Below are 21222 nucleotides of genomic sequence, written 5' to 3'. Positions count from 1 at the left end.
CTCGCTCCTTTCTACAAGCCGGATTGATCAGGCAGTGAGGCTTTCGGCTTGTTCCCTTGCATTCTATAACTTGGAGTATAGTCCAAGTCAAGAGGGGATCTTCCGTCCAATATTTGTATATTTCTGAGTTGACGATGTTTACTAAGCACGTTTAACAATTGATGCCTCTCGGTTAAAAAATAAGCTGCAGACGCAACACTCCAGAAATCAAGAGTATTTAGTATACCTGGTTCTTGCTAAAAACATGTTTAACCAATGAATACATATCGTTTCAATAAAAAAAGCCGCACTATGCGGCCATTAAGCATGTATACTCTTGTTATGCTCTTGTCGTCTTACAATCGTCCACACGAAAAGCACTCTTGCATCGCAAAAGCACATATGAACTCTAACATTAAAATTTTCTCGGCTTATTTTAAGCTTTAAGGGACCATCCGGATCGTTGAATAAGGTTGGTTACAAGTTCATCGTCGAAGACGATTCCAAAACCCGGGGTGGCCGGAATATGAATCTCTCCGTTTTCGATTCGATAGCCCGATACATCCATTCCTTCGATGGTAATGTCGTCATATTCCACAAATTCGAAGTTTTGCACCGCGGCTGACAAATGTCCCGACGCGTAAATACCATAAGCATTGCCGTAACAATGAGGCGCAGACCGCAAACCATGGGCATCCAGCTTCTCGCCTAACTCCATCCAATGTGTGAAACCGGGCGAGATGATATCGTACTGCAGCACATCGACACGTCCACGAGTCGCCCACTCCACAAGATGCGGCGAGGCTTGCCCTTCCCCATCTGCGATCAGCACATCCTGCCCGCGTTGCCGGAGCCACTCCTTCAGGTCCTCGTACAGGGCTTCATCCTCATGGAACGCTTCTTCCACCCAATACAGGTTCACATCCGTCAAAGCCGCCAAGACCTCTTTGGTCAAGTTCAGATTATATGCATTATTTGCATCGATCATGATTTTGCCTGTGGGACCTGCCACTTCTGAGATCCCACGTACGATTGCGATATCCCGTTTCGTCCCTTCCCATAGCGGCATATGGCGTCCGCCTCGGCCAACCTTAATCTTAAAATGACGTTGGCCCTTCGCAAAACCTTGTACCGCTTCTTCTTGCATCAACGCAACTGCGGTCTTCTCGTCGGACAGGTGCAAATCGTCGAAGTATAGAGAGGTATCATAACATGGGACAACGAATGGGACTCCCCTTTCCAGGTGGGCACCCGACACCAAATCATATACGGGTTTACCCTGTCTCTGTCCTAACCAATCTAACAATGGATATTCCAAAGGCAAGCGATACGCTTCGCGCAGTCTGCCCCGGTCATCGAATAAATCAAGCAATTGGCGGCCTATGATGCCTTCAGCCCATTCCGGCGTCATATGTATCGAGCTGCCGTAACCGGTTTGTCCATCGATCGTAATTCTGGCGATATCCACGGTGCAGCTTTTGCCATGAATGCCGATCCTGCCATTGGCCCCAGCGATTCTGGCTCGTTCTCCCGTTAACCTGGCGAATTCGATGTTTTCCACTTTCCAATCCGATTGTATTCCAGTGATATCCATAGGATCCTCCTCCTTAACCGACTCGACGGTATCTGTTCACCATTTGATACTGAAGTAGATGATCACATAATAGAATTATACGATTAGCAGATAAGAACATTCTTCATCTATTGCAAATCTGTTCATAAGCCGCAATAACAAAATATGCAATTATCCCCATACTAGAGTATTCGTCTGTCACATTTCGTAATGCTCTCTCTATATTTACCAGGCGTAATCCCCTCGATCTTCTTAAAAACTCGAATGAAAACGCTGTCACTTGTGTAACCGACCATCTTGGCAACCTGTGCGTTGGTCAACCCAGGATCCGACATCAGTTTCTTTGCGTGATCCATGCGTACGACAGTCAGGTAGTCGTTCAAGTTCTGCCCACTTACCTTTTTAAAAAATTGTGAGATATATTGTGGTGTGATTTGCAAATGTTCAGACAATAAATTTAAGCTCATATTGGGATCAGCGTAATTCGCTTGAATGCAGGCCTGTATTTGCTGAAGGAGCTGTTCACTGTGGTCACTCCGTTCCAATCTGAATGATTCGGCAGCCGACAAATACAGTTCCTTCGCTTTTTCAAACATTTCACCGGTTGTTTTACAGGAGAGAAGAAAACGCACAGGGTGTATGTCTCCTTCTGTAAGCCTCCGGTAGGCCAGAGTATCTGAAGTCATGATACGCAACAGGGTACTGGCAAGGCTGAATAACAGGCATCTCCCAAGCTCAGGCGTTATAGATTCATCGCTAAAATTTCGATCGAACAGCTGTTTCAGCAGAAAGACAACCTGCTCTTTGTCACCACTTCGAACACAATTGATTAACTGAAGCTCGGTTTCGACGGGGTAATAATATTGCAGCTTTTGCTGGCGAATATCATGATAATAAAAAATCGACAGTTGTCCATTTACCATCCTGTACTCCAAGGCGGCAGCAGCTTCCAGATAGGCTTCTCCAATCTGATGCTGGCCCTTATGAACTCCGCTTACGGCGATGCTGATCTCCAGCTTGAATCGGCTCTCCAAAATGCGGTGTAATTCGGAGACGATGTCCATAACCCGGCAAGTCGGATGACCTAACTGATCCGGCATTAGATTAACGAGCAGAGCCAGCCGGTTTTTCTCCAGGTCGATCGTATGTATCGTATGCCATTCATAGGTTGAATCTTCAGCCAGATTAGAGATGATAAATCGGACCAATGCCCACTGTTTTTCACTTTGGTCCGGTGCAAAACGGGTCAAATCGTCCACTTGTACGAGAATAACGACAAAATGAGGAAACGGAAACTGGAGGCCCATAAATTCCAGCGACTGTTTCATTTGCTCTGGAGGCTCAAAATAGCCTTGAAGCACACGATGCAAATAATTTGAACGAAGTATGGGCAGTTGTTGTGTCAGTTTGTTTTTAATATGCCGTTCTTCATCCCAGGAAATCCTCATCATTTCCAGGACGTAGTCTAATTCATTCACAGCCGGTTTACGTGGATGGGACTTCCCGGCCGATATCGCCTCTACCATTCTTTTGATTGGAAAATAATTTCTATACGCGATTCCATATGCAGCCGCGCTCCCCACAAGGATGCATAACAAGAGAAGCCACAGCGCAAGATGCTCCATTTGTTTTAATTTATTCAGATATAAATTCAATGGCATCACATCAATATAGTACCATCCGGCTTGTCCCGAGGTGGTAAATGATACCATCACATCTTGACCGTTCAGATGGGTATTGAGTAAACCGGTATTAGACTTTAGCTCATTCAATATGGAGTTTGTTAAAGGGCTTGAGCCGGGTGTACTGCTGATGAGTTCATGATTCTGGTCCACGATATATACGGAACTCCCGTTTGCGGACTCGATTTGCCGTGTCATTTCGTGAATTTTGGTTTCATCGATCAGAACGATAAGACTCCCTTTAATCGTGGAGGTGTCTTCGACAGGCAGCGATTGCATAAAGGTAATCACTTTCATAGGGTTATTCTTCAGACTGCCGTTTCGCTGTAAGGTGGAGGCCGGCAGGTAAGTTTGGCTGTGGTAGCTGATCATCTGCTTACGCCATTCTTCATAGGTAAGATGATCAAAGCTATAATACTTATCGTAAAAGTTGTGCGAATCGGCCACAAGATTCGGTTTGATCACAGAATCACTTCGGTCCAAATAAATATAGAAATCGTAAACAAAATTGTTGGTCATGTTCGAATACATTTTCAAATAATCTCTTGAAAACTGGACCAGATGATATCGTTCGGATAAGTCCTTGTTTTCCGTATCCAATAAATACCGCAGCTTAGGATTGAGTATAATTTGATTGGATAAATGTTCGATATCTTTCAGATTGCTGTCTATATTGAGACGCATTTGCTCCAGCATGCCGACATTGGAGCGTTCCGCATTTGCTTTCATGATATGTTCAATATGGGTATAGAAAACAAACCAGATGATAATGGGAAGCAGGAGCAGAAGACAATTGGATACGAGCATCCTGATGAAGAGGCTTCTTCTTTTGCTTCCGGCATTCTTTTTACGGATGATTGAAAACATTGCGATCCTCCTAGTATAGAAAAGCTTGCTCAATCCCTATAATTCGGGAAGAGCAAGCTTACTCCCTTCGTTGGATGACCGATTCGTGTGACGATCATTCTTTTAACGCACCGATCAGGGCACCGTGCACAAAATACTTTTGCAGAAACGGATACAGGCATAATATCGGAAGTGTGGAAATGATAATTGTCGCATATTTGATCGTGATCCCGATGTCCAACCGATCTGAGGCTGCTGCGTCGGTCGTCATGCTGTCCGTACTGTTCGAGATCAGAATTTCACGGAGCACGAGCTGTAAGGGGAATAACTCCCGGTCACGCAAATAAATCAATGCGCTAAAATACGAATTCCAATGTCCGACCGCATACCACAAAATCATGACGGCAATCACGGGCATCGAGAGAGGAACAATGATCCGGCTCATAATGGTCCAGTCATTCGCTCCGTCGATCCGTGCGGATTCCTCCAGACTTACAGGTACCGCTTGAAACGCGGTTCGCATAATAATTAAGTTAAATGAACTCACAGCTCCAGGCAAGAGAAGTGCCCAAGGCGTATCCATCATGCCGAGACTGTTAACCAGCAGAAAAGTTGGAATGAGCCCCCCATTAAACACCATCGTGATCACGATCATGAACATGATGGAATTGTTGAAATAGACGTTGCGGCGAGAAAGGGCATAGGCTCCAAGCGTGGTCATGAATAAGTTGATGGCAGTACCGCCAGCGACATAGAAAATCGTATTCCGGTAACCGGTTAATATCATGGGATTATTCATTACGGCTTTATATGCCTCCAAGTTAAATCCTGTAGGGTAAAACAGCATCCCGCGAAATCGGGCCATTTCTGTTGGGTCGCTCAAAGAAGCGAATAATACGTAAAGGAACGGGTAAAGCGTGACGAAGCAAAGCAGAATCATGAAGCATGTATTGACGCCGGAAAATATCCATTCCCCCAGGCTGCGTTTGTGAAGCATACCGCTCCTCCTTTTACCACAATTTATGTTCGCTCACTCGTTTGCTAATGGAATTGGCGAGTACGATCAGAATGAAACTGATGACCGAATTGAACAGCCCAACGGCAGCGGTATAACCGAAATCGGCTCCAAGAATACCTTTCCTGTATACATAGGTGGAGATGACATCGGCCGTCTCATAAGTGATCGGATTGTACATGAGGATAATTTTCTCGCTCCCGACAGAAAGCATGGATCCCATGTTGAGGATGAGCATGATCACAATAGTTGGCATGATTCCGGTTAAGGTAATATGCAAGGTCTGTTTCCATCGCCCTGCTCCGTCGATCCGGGCCGCATCATAAAGTGTCGGGTCGATATTGGCAATGGATGCGAGATAGATGATAGAACCCCATCCGATTCCCTGCCAGATGCCCGAGGAAATATACATGAACCGAAACCAAGCCGGCTCCTGCATGAAAGCAATCGGTTGAAGTCCAATCATGAGGAGAAGGTTATTAATCAGACCGTCGCGCGCAAAGAAATCGATCATCATCCCTACCACAACGACGATGGAAATAAAGTGCGGGAGGTAACTTATCGTCTGTACGATCCGTTTAAAAAAGCCCTTACGAATTTCATTAAGCAATAACGCAAGGATAATCGAAGCGGGGAATGCAAACAGCAATTCATAAATATTGATCAACAAGGTGTTCCGGATCAGTCTCCAAAAGTAGAAGTTTCCAAAAAAGCTTTTAAAATGGTCGAAACCAACCCACGGACTTCCCCAAATGCCGTCTGCAAGCCCGTAATCTTTAAAGGCAATTTGCAGACCATACATCGGTCCGTAATGAAAGACGATATAGTAGGCTATGACGGGCAGCAGTATAAGATAAATGTAGCGGTTCCGAATAATATCCCTTTTTATCATGCTCCATTTCTTGTCTGCCTGGTTCCCCGTTGCCGTCTTCACGATGTTTCCCTGCACATTAGGCATGGTTTTACTCCTTTTTTGAACACTGGAGAACGGCAAGCCGCAAACTTTCCGTCTCCAGTTTAGTAGGCATATTAGCGGTTGTTGTAGCGTTCCAATCCGGATTGCTGCATTTGGATCGCTTCGTCGAGCCCCATGCTTTTCATGGTAGCGACATACTCATCGAACTTATTTAACGATTCTGCGCCCATAATAAATTTAACGATCATTTCATTTTTGTAGGTGTCAATATCGTTCATGATCGAGGCATATCGGCTGTTGTCTTCCCTGGCGATAGTGATCGGCGGCATTCTTTTTTCATTTGAAGGTTCTGCCCAGACGGTTAAAGCCTCTTGCTGCTCCGGTCTGGCCGCATATTGCTCAATATAGCGTTCATCCTGCAAGAACGGACCGGAATCAGCGGACAAGACATGCTGTTTAAGGGATTGGGCAAGCGGCAATCCATCCGGATTGTGCATCACGGAGTCCGTGTACTTGGGAAAACCGTTATCCATCGTATAGGATACGCCTTCTTTACCGAAGTTCAAGATCATTCGTCCTTCTTCACTATAGAAGTAATCGAAGAATTTTACCGTTTCAGCGACGTGCTTGTTGCTTCCGGTGATCGCGGTGAATATGCCTACAATCTGATTGTCCATTTGGCCGAATATCGGTTTATCGCCGGACTTCAATGTCGGATAGGGTGTGGCAACAAGCCTGAATTTCGGTTCCTTGGACTCCATTAAATCCATAAACCTGCCCAAGCCTCCGCCTACAGCCATAACAGCTGCACCGACCTGATTGCCGGTCATTTTGGCATCGTACATTTTGCTGTCATTGGCTGCAAAGTCTTTGTCCAGCAAGCCCTCATTGTACCAACGGTTCATGGCCTCCAGGTATTGCTTATATTCGGGTTGAACGGGACCATATTTGACCGTATTTCCTTCGTGGTAGAAGCCGTTCGGGATGCCAAAAACGCCAGTAAAAGCAAGCTCGCCTGCTCCGATCATGATCGGAATCTCATCCGCCTTTCCGTTGCCGTTGGGATCTTGTTCCTTAAACGCTTTCAAAACGGTGTACCATTCATCGATCGTTTTAGGAATAGGCAAACCCAACTTGTCCAGCCAATCTTTTCGTATAACCGGGCCGTCGTGGGTTTGCAGTTTTCTAACGGGGCGGATGAACGGGAAGCCAATAATATCACCTTTGTCAGTAGAGGCTTGCCTTCTCCATTCCGGGTTATCGTCCAGCAGCTTCTTGAAGTTAGGCGCGTGATCCAAATAGTCGTTTAATGGAATGATTTTACCATCCTGAATCGCTTTTTGAGCGCCTCCCGGGTAATTATTCCACGAATACTCAACGACATCTGGCAGGGATTTCGAGGCCATCATCAAGTTGAATTGTTCCCCACCTTGGCCTTGGGCCGGGTGTTGATAATCAATTTTGACACCGGTGTTATTTTCGATTTCTTTAATAGCGGTAATTTCTCCATAGCTTTTCATAATGGCCGCTGCGTCCGGATGCATCTCTTTCCAATACGATAAGTGGCTCAAAGGTTGAGTTGACTCAGCCGATTTCGTACTCCCCTTTGGCATCTCCTCACTGCTGCAGCCGGCTATCGCTATGGCGGCTAGTCCCAAACATAAAACGGGTGCAAGCTTGTTGATTATTTTCCTGCTCATCTGCATAAATCGTAGCTCCTCCTCAATTTTAGATGTGCTTTTGCCATATTCAGCATAAAGGATGGTTGTTTATCCCGAAATCGTACAAAATCAGAAAAGGTTTGCCGTTATTAAGATCGGGCACTGGCGAAAATAAAACTGAATCGACCATATTAATGAATATAGACGAAAAGGCCGATACAAACCTTGATCTTCTATCTCCTACTCTACATTCCCTCATCGCGGATGCTAACTAAGAACAGATATTGTTATAACACAAAAAGCCGCAATATTGCGGCTTACAGTTACCCACTTTTACGATTCCGTTATCTGAAAGCCCCTTGGGGAGCCAGTTTTAATGCAGGTGAGCTGGCCATTCAAGCAATGCCCCCTTTGACGGTCACCGCTTGGAGATTCCTCATAGCCGCAGCACTCATGCTGTTGCTTCTATTTGTGAAGGAAAAGCCATCGTGGAGCACTCGATGCACCGTAAGAACGCGATCAGTGGAAGATTACTAAATTGGTCAGCGCAACAAGATCAAAATTCAACCTCCCGAGATTCGGACAAGTATTTCGTTGTTATGAGACATGCTCTAAGTCTTTCTGTATTCATTAGCCCTTTTGTTCTGTCTGTATCGAATGATGGCAAAAGGTAAATTAACCACTCCAAAAATAAAACAGGATACAATAGGTATCATTTGAGGTATTGTAGGCTGATTTGGTATTCCGTTTCCTACAGGTCCTGTTTTGGGTTGATGACGATCCCACAAACCATATAAAAGACCAATAGCAGGTATCAAGATACAAATTACACTCGCAACGATATGGAGTAGAAATTTGTTCAAACCTCCCCTCCTTCTTTGGACAAAAACCTATTTCGCTATAACCAAAAAAGCCGCAGCTTCGCGGCCATAAAACAAGCACAGCCTTATCAACATGTGAAAGCCCTTTTATTGATGTTTACGATGCGCTGGCGGTCAAAATGTGGTTAGCGCTCTCCGATTGGCATTTTTAAAATGGCTTAACGACCATTAGCACCAATACGGCAATCATCAGGAGCAGTACTGCCGTCTCGGCTGGTACGATCTTTTTTAACAGGAGTCCGAATTCGGCGGGTATTTGATCTCCCTGATCTTGACGTTCAGATATGGTTTTTCTGACCTTTTTCATACGCGGCTCGATCCATCCGTCGATCAGTGCAACCAGGATAAGCGCTAAGAGAATGGATACATTCAGCCACATTTGGGATAGTCCCATTTTTGTTATGATCATAAGCCCAACCCCGGTTAGAATAAGTACGGTTCCGCCAATTTTAGGCATGATGGCCAGTTTGGCCGTTATACCTAAAACAAAGTGCATCTGACCGACAGTTCTAGCGGATCTCCGAATAATGGGCGTCACGAAAGCGGGGCCAATAAAAGCGATCGAAGACAATATATGCAAAACGAGCAGTAATCCAAATAAACCCATCGTCCTCTTCTCCTCAGCTCACCGCAATATGGCTTTGATAGGCTAAACCGACCCTTTTTCTTGTAAACGATCCTCCGAGCCCAAGATGGTCCAGCATACACATGACGACATCGTCATATGCCACATTCAGCTCATGAAATCTGCTGAACAAGTGACCGGCTATCTCTGCCTCAGAAGATTCCTTGATCGTCTCCGGCATCGGAACGGGTAAGATTTCCGTTGTTACATGCAGATGAGCTGAATCTGGAAGCTCTATCGAATCGATCATGGTTCCCGGACACATCATGGACCAGTCGAGCTCCGTCCGCTGCAGCCTTTCGAAATTCCGGTTGTGATTTTTATACTCAGGCGGGAAGCCGGGCAAATTGTTGCCGATGTGATCAGTATAAGGAATATTCAGCAGGCCGGCTCCTCCCATAACCCAGACCCGCCCAGAGAAACTAGGCTGGACTTCGCATTGGCTTATAATGTTATCGACGATACGTACAAACTCTTCTCCCTGCCCCGCATGGCCGGCTGCAATAATAGCGGCGTCTTGATTCGCGAGTGCCTCACGGACGCTCACCGGGTCCATCATATCATCCACGATTACTTTCACTTGCTGTGCGGATTGCTCTCCCAGTTGATCGTAAAGTTTCTCGGAATTTCGCACAAACGCGGTCATTTCATGCCCCATTGTTATCCCTTGTACCATCACTCTTTTCCCTGTATTTCCCGTCGCTCCAAAAACAATAATCTTCATTGTTCTTTCCTCCTCTTGAATGGGCCCCATTATTTGGTTAACTCAAGCTTAGCATCGCTTCAAATTGATGTTAAGAACCCACTTTAAAGTAGGGGACTTACTTAAAAGTAAGTATGACGGAAAGGGACTTCATTCATTGATTTCAGGAGTGCGGCTGCAGGTAAACAAAAAGCTGCCCGGTATCCCGTGGCAGCTTTTATTCTGAGTTGATTGAATTCATGTTCAAGTTCATTAAACCCGCTTTATGACGCCGGCTCTTCATATTTTCGCTTATTATGGTTCTCTCCCCAAACACACATGACTTCCGCAACAGGAATCAAGGTTTGGCCGTATTCACTAAGAGAATATTCTACTTTTGGAGGGACCGTCGGGTAGACCGTTCGATCGACTATACCTTCCCGTTCCAAATCCCGGAGATGTTGTGCAAGCATTTTTTGTGAAACATCTGGTATAAGCTTCTCCAGATCGTTAAATCGCTTAGTGGATTCAATCAAGTGCCATAAAATCATCGGCTTCCATTTACCACTTAAAACATGAATGAGTGTCTCGATCGGACATTCACGCTGATGAATCATTGATGAATCATCCCCTTACCTGTAAGTAAGTGCATTAACTACAATGAACATAACAAAATTTTACAATAGCTCTATATTCAAGTCAATCAATAACCGTCTGACCGTGTTCGCAAGCTCATCCGAATGCCGCACGGTGTCCAAACCTTCCTGCTTAAAGAGGAATACCTTATGATATCCTCTTCAAGTTAGGAGCTGATATCATGAGCCGTTTTCCGGATGTGGTCATTATCGTCAGAAGCAAAAAAAATTTTGCCAACATCGGCAAAGTACGTATTATCGGAAGCGCAGCCCCTTGCCTCAGTACTTTAAGAGTAGGGGCTCCCGTAAAGGATGCTGTACTCTGTCTGCTGAAACATGGCTTCGTGATAACGGAAAAGCAAAATATCGGCGTATTCTTCCGTATTCGATGAGTGGGACCCGGTAGATTCATTGGTATCCCTCTTTTTACTTTTTTATCAACCCTATTAGATAAAATGGTTTGCCATATTCCGAATCACTGGAAGGTTTGGTGAATTCGCGAGAAAGGATGGTGAAGATGTTTGAGAAGTGTGGAAAACCTGCAGCGGATAATCGAAGTAGAGGTATTATGACGGGTACTGTTTTACGATTTTACGTCCGCTTTTTGTACGCCCTCATCGCAAAGGCATAAGCTACGAGCATAATTCCGACGCACCACGCCAGAGCAATCCAGATATCATTGCCTACCGGTTGATTTGACAATAGTGCACGGATGGTTTCTACAATAGAGGTTACCGGCTGGTTTTCGGCAAAAGCCCGAATTACCTTCGGCATCGAATCGGTCGGCACAAAGGCCGAGCTGATAAATGGCAGGAAGATCAGCGGATAGGAAAATGCGCTGGCACCTTCGACCGATTTTCCGGATAATCCGGCAATCGCTGCGACCCATGTCAAAGCAAGCGTAAACAGCACGAGTATACCGGTTACAGCGAGCCATGGCAGGATCCCTGCCGAGGAGCGAAAGCCCATCATGAGCGCTACGAGAATAATGACGACAAGAGAAATGACATTGGATACCAGCGAGGTCAGCACATGCCCCCAGAGCACCGCGGAACGCGCAATCGGCATGGAGTGGAACCGCTCAATGATGCCCCGCTGCTTATCCATAAACAGGCGGTAAGCCGTATAGGATATCCCGCTCGCAACCGCAATCAGCAGGATGCCGGGCAGCAGGTAGTTCACATAGTTATCCGTACCGGTGTGGATTGCGCCGCCAAATACATAGACAAACAGCAGCATCATCGCAATCGGCGTGATGCAGACCGTAATGATAGTGTCCATGCTGCGGAATACATGACGCATGGAACGTCCTAGCATAACGCCCATATCGCTGAAAAAGTGATTCTTGACTGACTCCATTTACATTGCCTCCTTCTTTCCGACGATTGCGAGGAATATCTCTTCTAATGTCGGCTGTTTTTCAACATACTCCACCTTTGCGGATGGGAACAGCTTTTTCAGCTCAGAGAGCGTGCCACTCGCAATAATCCTGCCTTCATGCAGAATGGCTATACGGTCGGCGAGCTGCTCGGCTTCCTCCAAATACTGCGTGGTCAGGAAAATCGTCGTACCGCCGCCCGACAGTTCCTTGACGGTCTTCCAAACCTCGATACGAGCCTCGGGGTCAAGTCCGGTAGTCGGCTCATCGAGGAAAATGATCTGCGGGTTGCCCACAAGGCTCAAGGCGATGTCGAGTCTGCGGCGCATCCCTCCCGAATAAGTAGATGCCTTACGGTCAGCCGCGTCTGTCAAGCCGAAGCGTTTAAGCATGTTATCCGCGACTTCGCGCGGATTTTTGAGGTGCCGCAGCTTGGCGATCATGATCAGATTTTCCCGCCCGGTCAAAATCTCGTCCACGGCGGCAAACTGCCCGGTCAGGCTGATCGATCGTCGTACCTGGTTAGGCTTTGATGCGACGTCACAACCGTTTACGGTGGCGGTCCCTCCGTCCGTTTTAAGCAGCGTGGTGAGGATTCTGACCATCGTCGTCTTGCCCGCGCCGTTGGAGCCAAGCAGAGCGAAAATCTCACCTCGCCCCACTTCAAGATCAACACCCTTGAGAACTTCTGTGCCCTTAAAAAATTTTCGCAGGCCTTTCACTTCAATTGATTTTTCCATCCGGATATCCCTCTTTTACTTTGTTTTATCCGTTCCCTTTTTTATAGCCTTGCTACCTTCTCGGGCAACAGATTCTTGATAGATGTCAGCGTAAGTTTTTGAATCTTTGATTAGCTCGTCGCAGAAAGCCGCTACGTCTCTCCCCGTCACTTCGAGCACGCCTTTCCCCCGTGCAGCGCCCTCTTCAAAAAGATCGACAATTCCCGAGAGTAAGCCGGTTCCTTCGGTCAGCTCAACAGGGCCAACCTTAAAGAGATATTTTTGAATCTCTTTATACACAATCTGATAATCCCGCGGGAGCGCTTTGACACGCGCCACGTGAGCCCGCCACTCTTTTTTGCCTTCGATGATATCTCGTATACTCATGTTATCCTCCTCCTATTTGCCTAATTTTTTAGCGATATTATGGTTGAGCTGCTCGCGCCACTTGTCCCGAAAAGACTTTGCCCCTTCTTCGCCGGCCAGCGCTGAACAGAAGCCCTGGATATCGTCACCCAAAACCTCTTGGACACTCTGACCATCCGCTGCCGTTTCTTCAAGCAGGCCAAGCACACCGTCAAGAATCGGCATGAGGTTGCGGCCGGTGAAATCGGAGTGCAGCCAAAGATTGGCATTAATTTTGTTCCATGCCGCTTGATAATCAGCGGGCAGCTTATTGGCTCGCGATTCAAAAGCTTTCATTTCCCTGGTCATGTCACTGCCGGTGATTTTTTCCCAAAAATTCATTTTTCTTTCTCCTTTAACTCATTAATTTTGGATGATACGAATTCCCATTTTTCCCAGAACCTCCGCAGCTCTTCACGCCCCGCGTCGTTGATCGCAAAAAACTTTCGCGGCGGTCCCATGTCAGAGGGTTTCTTGGTGATTTCCACCGACTTGTTTTTTTCAAGCCGGATCAGGATGGTGTATACCGTTCCTTCCACAACATCTGTGAAGCCGAGGGCGTTCAGCTGCCGCGTAATTTCGTACCCGTAGGTTTCTTGCCGGCTTATAATTTCAAGGACGCAGCCCTCAAGCACGCCTTTGAGCATTTCCGTTAAATTTTCCAACACAATCGCTCCTTGCTATTCTGTGTGACTGGTATCAAGTATTACTTACTACCGCTATAAAGTAACACGTAGTAGTTAGTTTTGTCAATGGCCTTTCTCGGCATACCATAAAAATAGGCTTACATTTAATTTTCCATCAAAGGAAAAAATACACATGTTTGTCCCTGGTTTTGACATGAGCATTTACCGCTAGAATATACAAAAAGCCGCAAGCATGCGGCTTTTAAGTGTTTATGTTTTTTGTAGTTTAATATCAGTCTGCCTTTTGATATGCGGATCGGCCGCCGTCTACAATCAAAGAAGTTCCCGATATATAACTCGATTCATCAGAAGCGAGAAATAAGGCAGCCTGAGCGACATCCTCTGGGGTTCCAAAACGACCGACCGGGTGCGTTGCGAGCATCGCCTGTTCTTTATGCACCCGGTCTGGAAACTGACTCATGAACTTCTCAGACATGGGTGTCCATATAAAGCCGGGACACAAATTGTTCGCGCGAATGCCCTGCGCCCCAAAGTCAACGCAAATGCCGAGCGTCATCGCATGCATGCCGCCTTTGGCTGCGTGATAAGGAAAGTGATTTTGCTGTGTCCGCATGACATGCGTCGAGGACATGTTGACTATACTCCCTCCACTTCCTTCGATCATGAGCGGAATCGCATATTTACAGCAATACCACGCACCTTTAAGATTCGTATTGATGATTCGCTCCCACTCTTCCTCGGAGGTGTTTACGACGTGACTTGTTCCTCTTACCCCCGCGTTATTGATCAAGGTATCCAATTGGCCGAACCGTTCACGAACCGTTTCCAGCATGCATCGAACCTCCTCCTCACTGCGCAGGTCCGCCTGCATAAAATCTGCTGAACCGCCTGTCTCGACAATTTCCGCCGCTACCTTAGCACCTTCTTCCGAAACATCGTTGATAATGACGGCCGCCCCTTCCGCTGCAAAACGTTGTGCAATGGCTTTGCCGATCCCTGCCCCGGACCCGGTAATGAGCGCAACCTTATCCTTTAACCGCATGCCATAGTTCACCTGCCTTATGCTTATTTCCAATATTTCTTATAGATGTCCAGCGCTTGGCTCAATCCCACTTTCTCCAAATCACTCAAATAATCGGTCCACACCTTGTCGCTGCTTACATCAACAATTCCCATTACGGCTTTGGTCGCAAACTGATACGCAACATCCTTCAAGGCAGTGACGAGTGTATTCATCGTTTGCTCTTCTTCTGCTGTCAAATGAACACTTCGAGGCGTCACATTATAAACATCACTCATGTTCTTCATCGCCTCCTGCTTCTTCAGGAATAGAGGATCACCTGCGAGTGCGGCATCACTCTGTTTCAGGATATAGTCGAATCCATATTGCTCCGCCACCTTCTTGCGATTCAATCCATCCTTGTACTGAATGTTTCCGTCCGCTGTTTTCTCATAGGTTACACCTTCCAGCCCCATCGTATGGAACAACTGCCCCTCTTCCGTCGCACTCCACTCCACATATTGAAACAGACTGTTCCGTTTCTCCGGCTCATCCGCCAGCTTGCTGCTGAACACAGGTCCGAAAGAAGCAAAGCTCATCGGCTTGAACTCTAATGCAGGCTGATCCGGGGAAGCGGAAGGCAAAAAGCGGCTATACTCCCATTGTCCTCCCGGAATATCATTAAGGGCGTAGTTAGGGTCTACCGTGTGGCTGGACCATTGGAAATCAATCAGCACTTTGCCTGTCAGCCGCTTCGCTTTCCATTGGTCTTCTGTCAAGGTAGCGAATTCCGGCTCAATAAGCCCTTCCTTGTACAATTTCGCCAGAAAACTCAGCATATTTCGCTGCTTATCTGTTGCAAGGCTATACACGACCTCGTTATTCATATCGGGATCCTGCCAGAATCCATTCTCGGGACTTGCCGGGTTTCGAAATGCCTGCCGGAAGCCGTCCATCAGATTCACAATGCCACCGTTCCCCGTTCCGCCGCGAACGCCAATCCCTACGGATTCCGGGTATTGCTTTTTCAATTTCTTCAAAGCTTCATACAGCCCATCCAGCGTTTTAGGAAACGTCGTTATTCCCGCTTTATCAAATGAATCCTTGCGGTAGATCCAAGTCTTTGGATCACTGACAACCTTGTTCGGCAGATAGTACAGCTTCCCATGGACCGTGGAGAAATCAAGCATCATATTCCATTCGTCATCGGTGAACAGCTTGCGATAGTTCGGCAGTTGATCCATATAATCACTGATGGGAAGCAGAAACCCGGAATTCGCCCATTTCGTCACACTGGTTGGATTGTTCATGTTCGGAATAAAGTCCGGATAATCGCCCGAAGCGAACATCACATTGTACTTCTCCACGCCAGCGGAGAGCGGGATCGCCTGGTAATCCCAATCCATATGGAACCGTTTCTCAACTTCCTCCACATAAAGGTTCGGTACTTTATTCGGAGCGTATTTCGACATACTCGCGACCGTTATCGTGCTCTGCGATGAATCCTTCCCATCACTGTCCGCGCTCTTCTGCTGCGAACATCCCGACATCACCAACGTACCCACCAGAATCACATTCAGCAGTCCGATCGACCATTTCAAACTCCCCATAGTTCTCCCTCCTGATCGTCATTTACTAACCCTTGAGCGAACCTAACATAATGCCCCTCACAAAATATTTTTGAATAAACGGGTAAACGATTAACATTGGCATAATGGAGATAAACAGCGTAGCGTACTGAACGCTCTCCGGTGTAAGACTTGAGCTCAAATCCTCGGCAAGCACCGCATTCCCCTCCTCTGCCATCTGACTGGCTAAAGTACTCTGCAGCACAATTTCCCGAAGAATCAGCTGAAGTGGATAATCGTTATAATTGTTCATGTAGAGCATGGCGGAGAAATACGAATTCCATAACGAAACCGCATAGAACAAAGAGATGGTGGCCACACCGGCCATCGACAATGGCAGGACGATACGCAGCAGAGTTTGAACATCGCCGCAGCCATCCAGCTTGGCAGCTTCTTCAATTTCAACAGGGAAATTTTTGAAGAATGAAATCATCACCATCAGCCACCACGTACTGATCAATCCGGGAATCGTTAACGACCAGATCGTATTCATCATTCCCAGCGATTTGACAAGCAGGAATTGCGGGATTAGCCCCCCGGTGAAAAACATTGGAATGATACAATACGTTAGAAGGAACGGGCGAAAGATCAAATCATTTTTCGATAGGGCATATGCCGTAATGGTCGTGACTACAACGCTTAAGACGGACCCTACGCACGTGATGATGATGGAGTTAAGAAACGAGCGAGGAATATGTGCATTTTCAAAAAGGATTGTCTTATAAGCGCTTACACTTACATGCGAAGGCCATAAGCTCACCATCCCTTTGGCAATATCCTTTGGATCGCTAAGCGATGTTGCAACAATATGAAGCAGGGGAAAAAGCGTAACCAAGATCATGACGAGCATAACCGTGTGCACAACGACACTGATGATTCGGGAGCTGAGCGTCGTATCCTTTACCATAAACTCTCGTCAGCCACCTTTCGGGCGATGTAGTTCGCTGTCACAAGGAAGATAACATTCACTACCGCATTGAATAGATCGACGGCAGCGCCGAAGCTGAAATCCAACTCGACCAAGCCTCTGCGATAGACGAACGTAGAGAACACGTCGGCGGTATCATACGTAAGCGGGTTATACATCAGAATGATCTTCTCCGAGCCAACACTCAGAATGCCTGACATATTCAAAATCAGCGTAATCACGATCACCGGTTTTATAGCCGGAAGCGTAATATGCCACATCTGCCGCAAACGTGAAGCGCCATCCATAACAGCCGACTCATACTGCTCGCCATCCACTTTGGACAAAGCGGCAAGATAGATCACAGCCCCCATGCCCAGCCCGGCCCAAATGCTTGAACTGACGAAGAGAAAACGGAACCATTCCGGCAGCGCCATAAAATATATCGGCTGCAGCCCTAGCTTGGTCAGCAGGACATTTACGAAGCCTGTGCTGGGCGACAGCACCATTTTCATCATCCCTACGACCGCAACCACAGACAGGAAATAAGGCATATAGCTAATGGTTTGAACAAAGCTTTTATAATATTTGTTTCTTAGTTCATTGAGCAGCAGGGCGAAAATGATTGGTATGGGAAAGCCAAAGAGGAGTGAATAGAAGCCTAACAGGAAGGTGTTTCTGAGCAGTTTCAAAAAATACGGGCCTTCCATAAATTCTTTAAAATGATCAAGTCCAAATCTGCCGGCCCACGGCGAATGGAGTATCGTGGATAAAAAGCTGTCCCCGGCATCCATTTTAAAATTTTTAAATGCAATCAATACACCGTACATCGGAATGTAATTGAAGATGAAGTAATACAAAATCGCGGGAATCAGAAGGATCAGCAACATTTTTTGTTTACGGACCTTCGCCCACATCCGCCTCCATTTGCCTACTTGAACAGGCGCCCGATTAGGTTTCACCGCTGCATTCTCTAACACGGCATTCCCCCCTTTACATTCGGTTACTGGACTTGAGTCGGCATGACAGCGTTCTCAACAACACCATAGTGTACATATTTGGCGTTCGTAAAGGGACATTTCTTTACGGGCACACCATCCTTCAGGAGCATGGCTCCATGCTGAGCGTATACTGACACACCTCAATTCTAAAACACGCATTTTTTTCTACGCCCCGCCGGAAGAAGCTTGAGACGCCTTGCGATAATCCGTAGGCAGTATGCCATATACCCGTTTAAAGGCTCGCCGAAATGATTTGTCGCTGTTATATCCCGATTGCAATGCGACATCCTGGATTGCCAAGTCGGAAGCCGTAAGCAGCATACAGGCCTTATCCAGCCGAAGGTTCTCAACATACTCCGAGAACGTGACGCCCATATGATCTTTGAACGAACTGGATAGTGCGCTTTCGGTCTGTTTATAATCACTCGCCAGACGGCGGAGATTCAGATTGCTGTCCGTGAACTGCTCATGAATAAAGCTTACGATTTCACTCAGCATGCTTTCATGCTGATGATCTTGCTTCTGACGCGCAGCGCTGCACATGGATGCAAATATGGATTTCAAAAGCGGATACATCTGATCCCTGTCATGCCCATGCACAGCCTTCAACGGATCGGCGCTGAACATCGAATCACTAAGCGTGTATCGCGTTTGATCGGCCAGCTTATACAATGTTCCTTCCAGTTCAAGCAGCAGCTTTAACTTGGCTTTCGCATTCAGCTTCCTGAGCTGAAAATTCTGTGTCTCTATATGTTCAAACACCTGTTCCAGTCCCTGCTGATCCCCTGTTCGTACCGTATTCATAAGCTTTAATTCCATTTCGAGCGGATAGTAGTACTGATCATCCTGATGAAGAATCATGTGGAACGCAAGCAACGGGGACGGAGCATCGGGCTCAATCATTTCCAGGGCATGTATAGCCTCATGGAAAGATCGCCATAATTCTGAAGAGCTTGGATAGCACTGCCCAATTCCGATGCCGGTTACAATATTTTTCCGCTGTAGGAGCTCTTGCTGCATCCGGCTCAGCTTCCCGATCAATGCGGACATCATCGATGATTCTTCAACTTCGCCTGCCCAGGAGTATATATAGACATATTGGTCCCTTTTGACTTGATGGATGTAGCATCCTCGTTGTAACAATTGATTTAATGCAGTAATGAATTCCACCGTCTGGTCCAGCTGCCCCTCAAGAGCATCTCTTGAAACAAAATTCAACCCGTAAATTTGAATAACCGCCGCGATGACATGATCCTCGAATATTTCCATTTGAGCTTCTTTCTGATGCTGCATGCGCTCGGCTTGATGATGGAACCCGTCCTTCAACAGCCGTTCCAGATAGGTGGCCTGTAAAATAGGCAGCTGCCGATTCATTCGGACATGCATGCTGCGGTTTTTATGAATCATTTGCTGCACACCATCTTTCAGCACATCCATCTCGCTATGCCGAAGGTCGGTGCTCCCTGTTGATTCCCTCAAAATCTCCACCAATTCGAGCAGCGGCTTGCTGTTGCGATACGCGAACAGTAAGGCAATGAACGCCGTCATCATGACAGCCGTCAATGCAATCGCCCAATTGATTCGTTTAATGAACTCTGCCTTGGAGAAGACGACGCTGGTTGGCAAACCGGAGATAAAAGTCCAGCCGCTTTCCGTGGACCGTGTATAAGTAATCAGCATTGGCCGGCCATCACGGTCTTCGAAGAAGTAATTGCCGCTCCCTTGAACAGAAAGGCTGATCGGTGTAACGGGTTTTCCGTCTGCAGAAGCTGAAGCAACAATGCTGTTGTTACCATCTGCGATATATGCAAATGAATGGCTGTGAACGAGGAGAGGTCCCAGCATATTTAGAATGGATTGCTCGTCAATCAATAGGATCGCCGTCGCTTCAGCTCCTCTCCCGCTTCCGACGGGGAGTGAGCCGACATATGCCAAGTAATTGGCTGTAGCTGTCCCGTCATGGACCTTCGGTAAATAGACAAAACGATTTAATTGATCCTTCTGCTTCATTTCATGTAACCAAACGTCAAATGCATGATCGCCAATTTGCACAGGGAGCTCGTTCTCACGTGCAATCAGATCAGGCGACAAGATGGTCTTGCTGCGTTCCAGATGGACATAGAGCCTGGATATCAGCCGATTCGTCACCAGCTTGTCGAGCTCTTTCCGCTGAAGCGAAAACTGGTACAGGGTTTGAGGTGACCATGCCCCATCCGCAGTAAGCATGAGCCGCAGGAGATCTGAATCCAGCGATAATTGCGTCACCACATCCCGCATTTCTTGCAGCAAGCGGTTCATGTTGTCTTCGCTCTGCCGCAGAACGGCAAGATTCATTTGTGTCGCATCATCCCGTGATACATCTAAAGTCTGATGATACGCGTAGATTCCAACCAGCATAGGAATGATAAGCACGACCATGTAGGACATCAGAAACTTAACAAAGAATCTTCCTTTTCTCTGCATCTGCTGAACACCTTTTTCGTCATCTTTTGGAATGCCATCAAACCCTTTAAGTACTTCTTCTCCAGATGTCTTTCCGGCTTATATTCTCTGGGTTGATAAATTCCGGAAGCATGCGACGAATGAAACGATGCGCCCTGCGCAGGCATATCCGAGCTCAGATGTCTTTGGATAAGTCTAAATGGTGCGTGATTTATAAAAAATAGGTCATTTCCATCATCAGCTAGGGCAATTCTGTTCCATCTCCGTTCTATGAAAACCTGACAACCCTTTTGTCTTTCCGGCTAGCGATATATGTTATAAAAACAAAAAAGCCGCAGCAATGCGGCTCTTCAGCGTGTTTGTTATTGTAGCCTTACAATTCATCATGAGCTGTGCGAATATCTATAATGATCTCTTGTCAGGATAGCACCAGAGCCCGGTCGTGCTCCTCAAGCAGCAGCAAAGGATAGCCTCTAATCAGGGGTCAATTTCTCATCATTGCCATATGTACACTCTCCTGTTGTGTTTTCCAAAAAAACATGTTCATTTCTGTATTTGTTTCTGATTGCGGAAATCCGTCACATGATGTATATTGATTTT

The 21222-nt window shown here is 46.6% G+C and carries 21 protein-coding genes; 2 read left to right on the top strand and 19 right to left on the bottom strand.

The window, feature by feature from the left end; translation table 11 throughout:
- Positions 1–415 precede the first annotated feature (415 nt).
- From FHS19_RS14575 to FHS19_RS14555, 5 genes are all read right to left on the bottom strand, one after another.
- Positions 416–1573 carry an enolase C-terminal domain-like protein gene (locus FHS19_RS14575; RefSeq protein ID WP_183582493.1) on the bottom strand — a complete coding sequence of 386 codons (1158 nt, stop codon included), beginning with the start codon at positions 1571–1573 and terminating at the stop codon, positions 416–418.
- A 161-nt stretch (positions 1574–1734) separates the two neighbouring features.
- A complete protein-coding gene (locus FHS19_RS14570) occupies positions 1735–4101 on the bottom strand; it encodes an AraC family transcriptional regulator (RefSeq protein WP_183582492.1) in 2367 nt (788 codons plus the stop codon).
- A gap of 94 nt (positions 4102–4195) precedes the next feature.
- Positions 4196–5077, bottom strand: a complete 882-nt coding sequence (locus FHS19_RS14565) for a carbohydrate ABC transporter permease (protein ID WP_183582491.1) — start codon at positions 5075–5077, stop codon at positions 4196–4198.
- Positions 5078–5090: 13 nt separating this feature from the next.
- Entirely contained in the window at positions 5091–6053 is a 963-nt protein-coding gene (locus FHS19_RS14560) for an ABC transporter permease (protein WP_183582490.1), read from the bottom strand.
- A gap of 71 nt (positions 6054–6124) precedes the next feature.
- A complete protein-coding gene (locus tag FHS19_RS14555) occupies positions 6125–7717 on the bottom strand; it encodes an extracellular solute-binding protein (RefSeq protein WP_183582489.1) in 1593 nt (530 codons plus the stop codon).
- A gap of 219 nt (positions 7718–7936) precedes the next feature.
- Between FHS19_RS14555 and FHS19_RS35650 the strand changes: the two genes are divergently transcribed.
- Entirely contained in the window at positions 7937–8209 is a 273-nt protein-coding gene (locus FHS19_RS35650; RefSeq protein WP_376771907.1) for an EamA family transporter, read from the top strand.
- Between the two features lie 74 nt (positions 8210–8283).
- Here the strand turns inward: FHS19_RS35650 and FHS19_RS14545 are convergent, their stop codons facing one another.
- The 4 genes from FHS19_RS14545 to FHS19_RS14530 form a co-directional block, all read right to left on the bottom strand.
- Positions 8284–8535 (bottom strand): hypothetical protein, encoded by a 252-nt coding sequence (locus FHS19_RS14545; RefSeq protein WP_183582487.1) that lies wholly within the window; start codon positions 8533–8535, stop codon positions 8284–8286.
- Positions 8536–8701: 166 nt separating this feature from the next.
- On the bottom strand, positions 8702–9160 hold the full coding sequence (locus tag FHS19_RS14540) for a DUF2269 family protein (protein ID WP_183582486.1): 459 nt from the start codon (positions 9158–9160) through the stop codon (positions 8702–8704).
- Positions 9161–9173: 13 nt separating this feature from the next.
- Entirely contained in the window at positions 9174–9902 is a 729-nt protein-coding gene (locus FHS19_RS14535) for an NAD(P)-dependent oxidoreductase (RefSeq protein WP_183582485.1), read from the bottom strand.
- A gap of 242 nt (positions 9903–10144) precedes the next feature.
- The gene (locus tag FHS19_RS14530) at positions 10145–10477 is read right to left on the bottom strand and encodes a winged helix-turn-helix transcriptional regulator (RefSeq protein WP_183582484.1); all 333 of its coding nucleotides are present in this window, start codon (positions 10475–10477) and stop codon (positions 10145–10147) included.
- Between the two features lie 200 nt (positions 10478–10677).
- Here FHS19_RS14530 and FHS19_RS14525 point away from each other — a divergent pair, with 200 nt between their 5' ends.
- Positions 10678–10887, top strand: coding sequence for a hypothetical protein (locus FHS19_RS14525; protein WP_183582483.1), 210 nt, complete (start codon positions 10678–10680; stop codon positions 10885–10887).
- Between the two features lie 199 nt (positions 10888–11086).
- Here the strand turns inward: FHS19_RS14525 and FHS19_RS14520 are convergent, their stop codons facing one another.
- The 10 genes from FHS19_RS14520 to FHS19_RS14475 form a co-directional block, all read right to left on the bottom strand.
- Positions 11087–11854 (bottom strand): ABC transporter permease, encoded by a 768-nt coding sequence (locus FHS19_RS14520; protein WP_183582482.1) that lies wholly within the window; start codon positions 11852–11854, stop codon positions 11087–11089.
- Positions 11855–12613 (bottom strand): ABC transporter ATP-binding protein, encoded by a 759-nt coding sequence (locus FHS19_RS14515; RefSeq protein WP_183582481.1) that lies wholly within the window; start codon positions 12611–12613, stop codon positions 11855–11857.
- 15 nt (positions 12614–12628) lie between these two features.
- Positions 12629–12979, bottom strand: a complete 351-nt coding sequence (locus FHS19_RS14510) for a DUF1048 domain-containing protein (protein ID WP_183582480.1) — start codon at positions 12977–12979, stop codon at positions 12629–12631.
- A 12-nt stretch (positions 12980–12991) separates the two neighbouring features.
- Positions 12992–13339 (bottom strand): DUF1048 domain-containing protein, encoded by a 348-nt coding sequence (locus FHS19_RS14505; RefSeq protein ID WP_183582479.1) that lies wholly within the window; start codon positions 13337–13339, stop codon positions 12992–12994.
- A complete protein-coding gene (locus FHS19_RS14500; protein ID WP_281382530.1) occupies positions 13336–13644 on the bottom strand; it encodes a PadR family transcriptional regulator in 309 nt (102 codons plus the stop codon). The genes FHS19_RS14505 and FHS19_RS14500 overlap by 4 nt, the downstream gene beginning before the upstream one ends.
- 271 nt (positions 13645–13915) lie before the next feature.
- Positions 13916–14686, bottom strand: coding sequence for an SDR family NAD(P)-dependent oxidoreductase (locus FHS19_RS14495; RefSeq protein WP_183582477.1), 771 nt, complete (start codon positions 14684–14686; stop codon positions 13916–13918).
- Positions 14687–14709: 23 nt separating this feature from the next.
- Entirely contained in the window at positions 14710–16254 is a 1545-nt protein-coding gene (locus FHS19_RS14490) for an extracellular solute-binding protein (RefSeq protein ID WP_183582476.1), read from the bottom strand.
- A 25-nt stretch (positions 16255–16279) separates the two neighbouring features.
- Positions 16280–17113, bottom strand: a complete 834-nt coding sequence (locus FHS19_RS14485) for a carbohydrate ABC transporter permease (protein ID WP_183582475.1) — start codon at positions 17111–17113, stop codon at positions 16280–16282.
- A gap of 59 nt (positions 17114–17172) precedes the next feature.
- Complete coding sequence (locus tag FHS19_RS14480) at positions 17173–18159, bottom strand: ABC transporter permease (RefSeq protein ID WP_312887227.1); 987 nt, start codon at positions 18157–18159, stop codon at positions 17173–17175.
- Positions 18160–18345: 186 nt separating this feature from the next.
- Positions 18346–20514 (bottom strand): helix-turn-helix domain-containing protein, encoded by a 2169-nt coding sequence (locus FHS19_RS14475; protein ID WP_183582474.1) that lies wholly within the window; start codon positions 20512–20514, stop codon positions 18346–18348.
- Positions 20515–21222: the final 708 nt, after the last annotated feature.

Origin of the sequence: Paenibacillus rhizosphaerae (assembly GCF_014192015.1) — a bacterium.
GTDB classification, from domain to species: domain Bacteria; phylum Bacillota; class Bacilli; order Paenibacillales; family Paenibacillaceae; genus Paenibacillus_AQ; species Paenibacillus_AQ rhizosphaerae.
The sequence above is the reverse complement of the archived record's forward strand: the minus strand, read 5'-3'. Positions and strand labels throughout refer to the sequence as shown.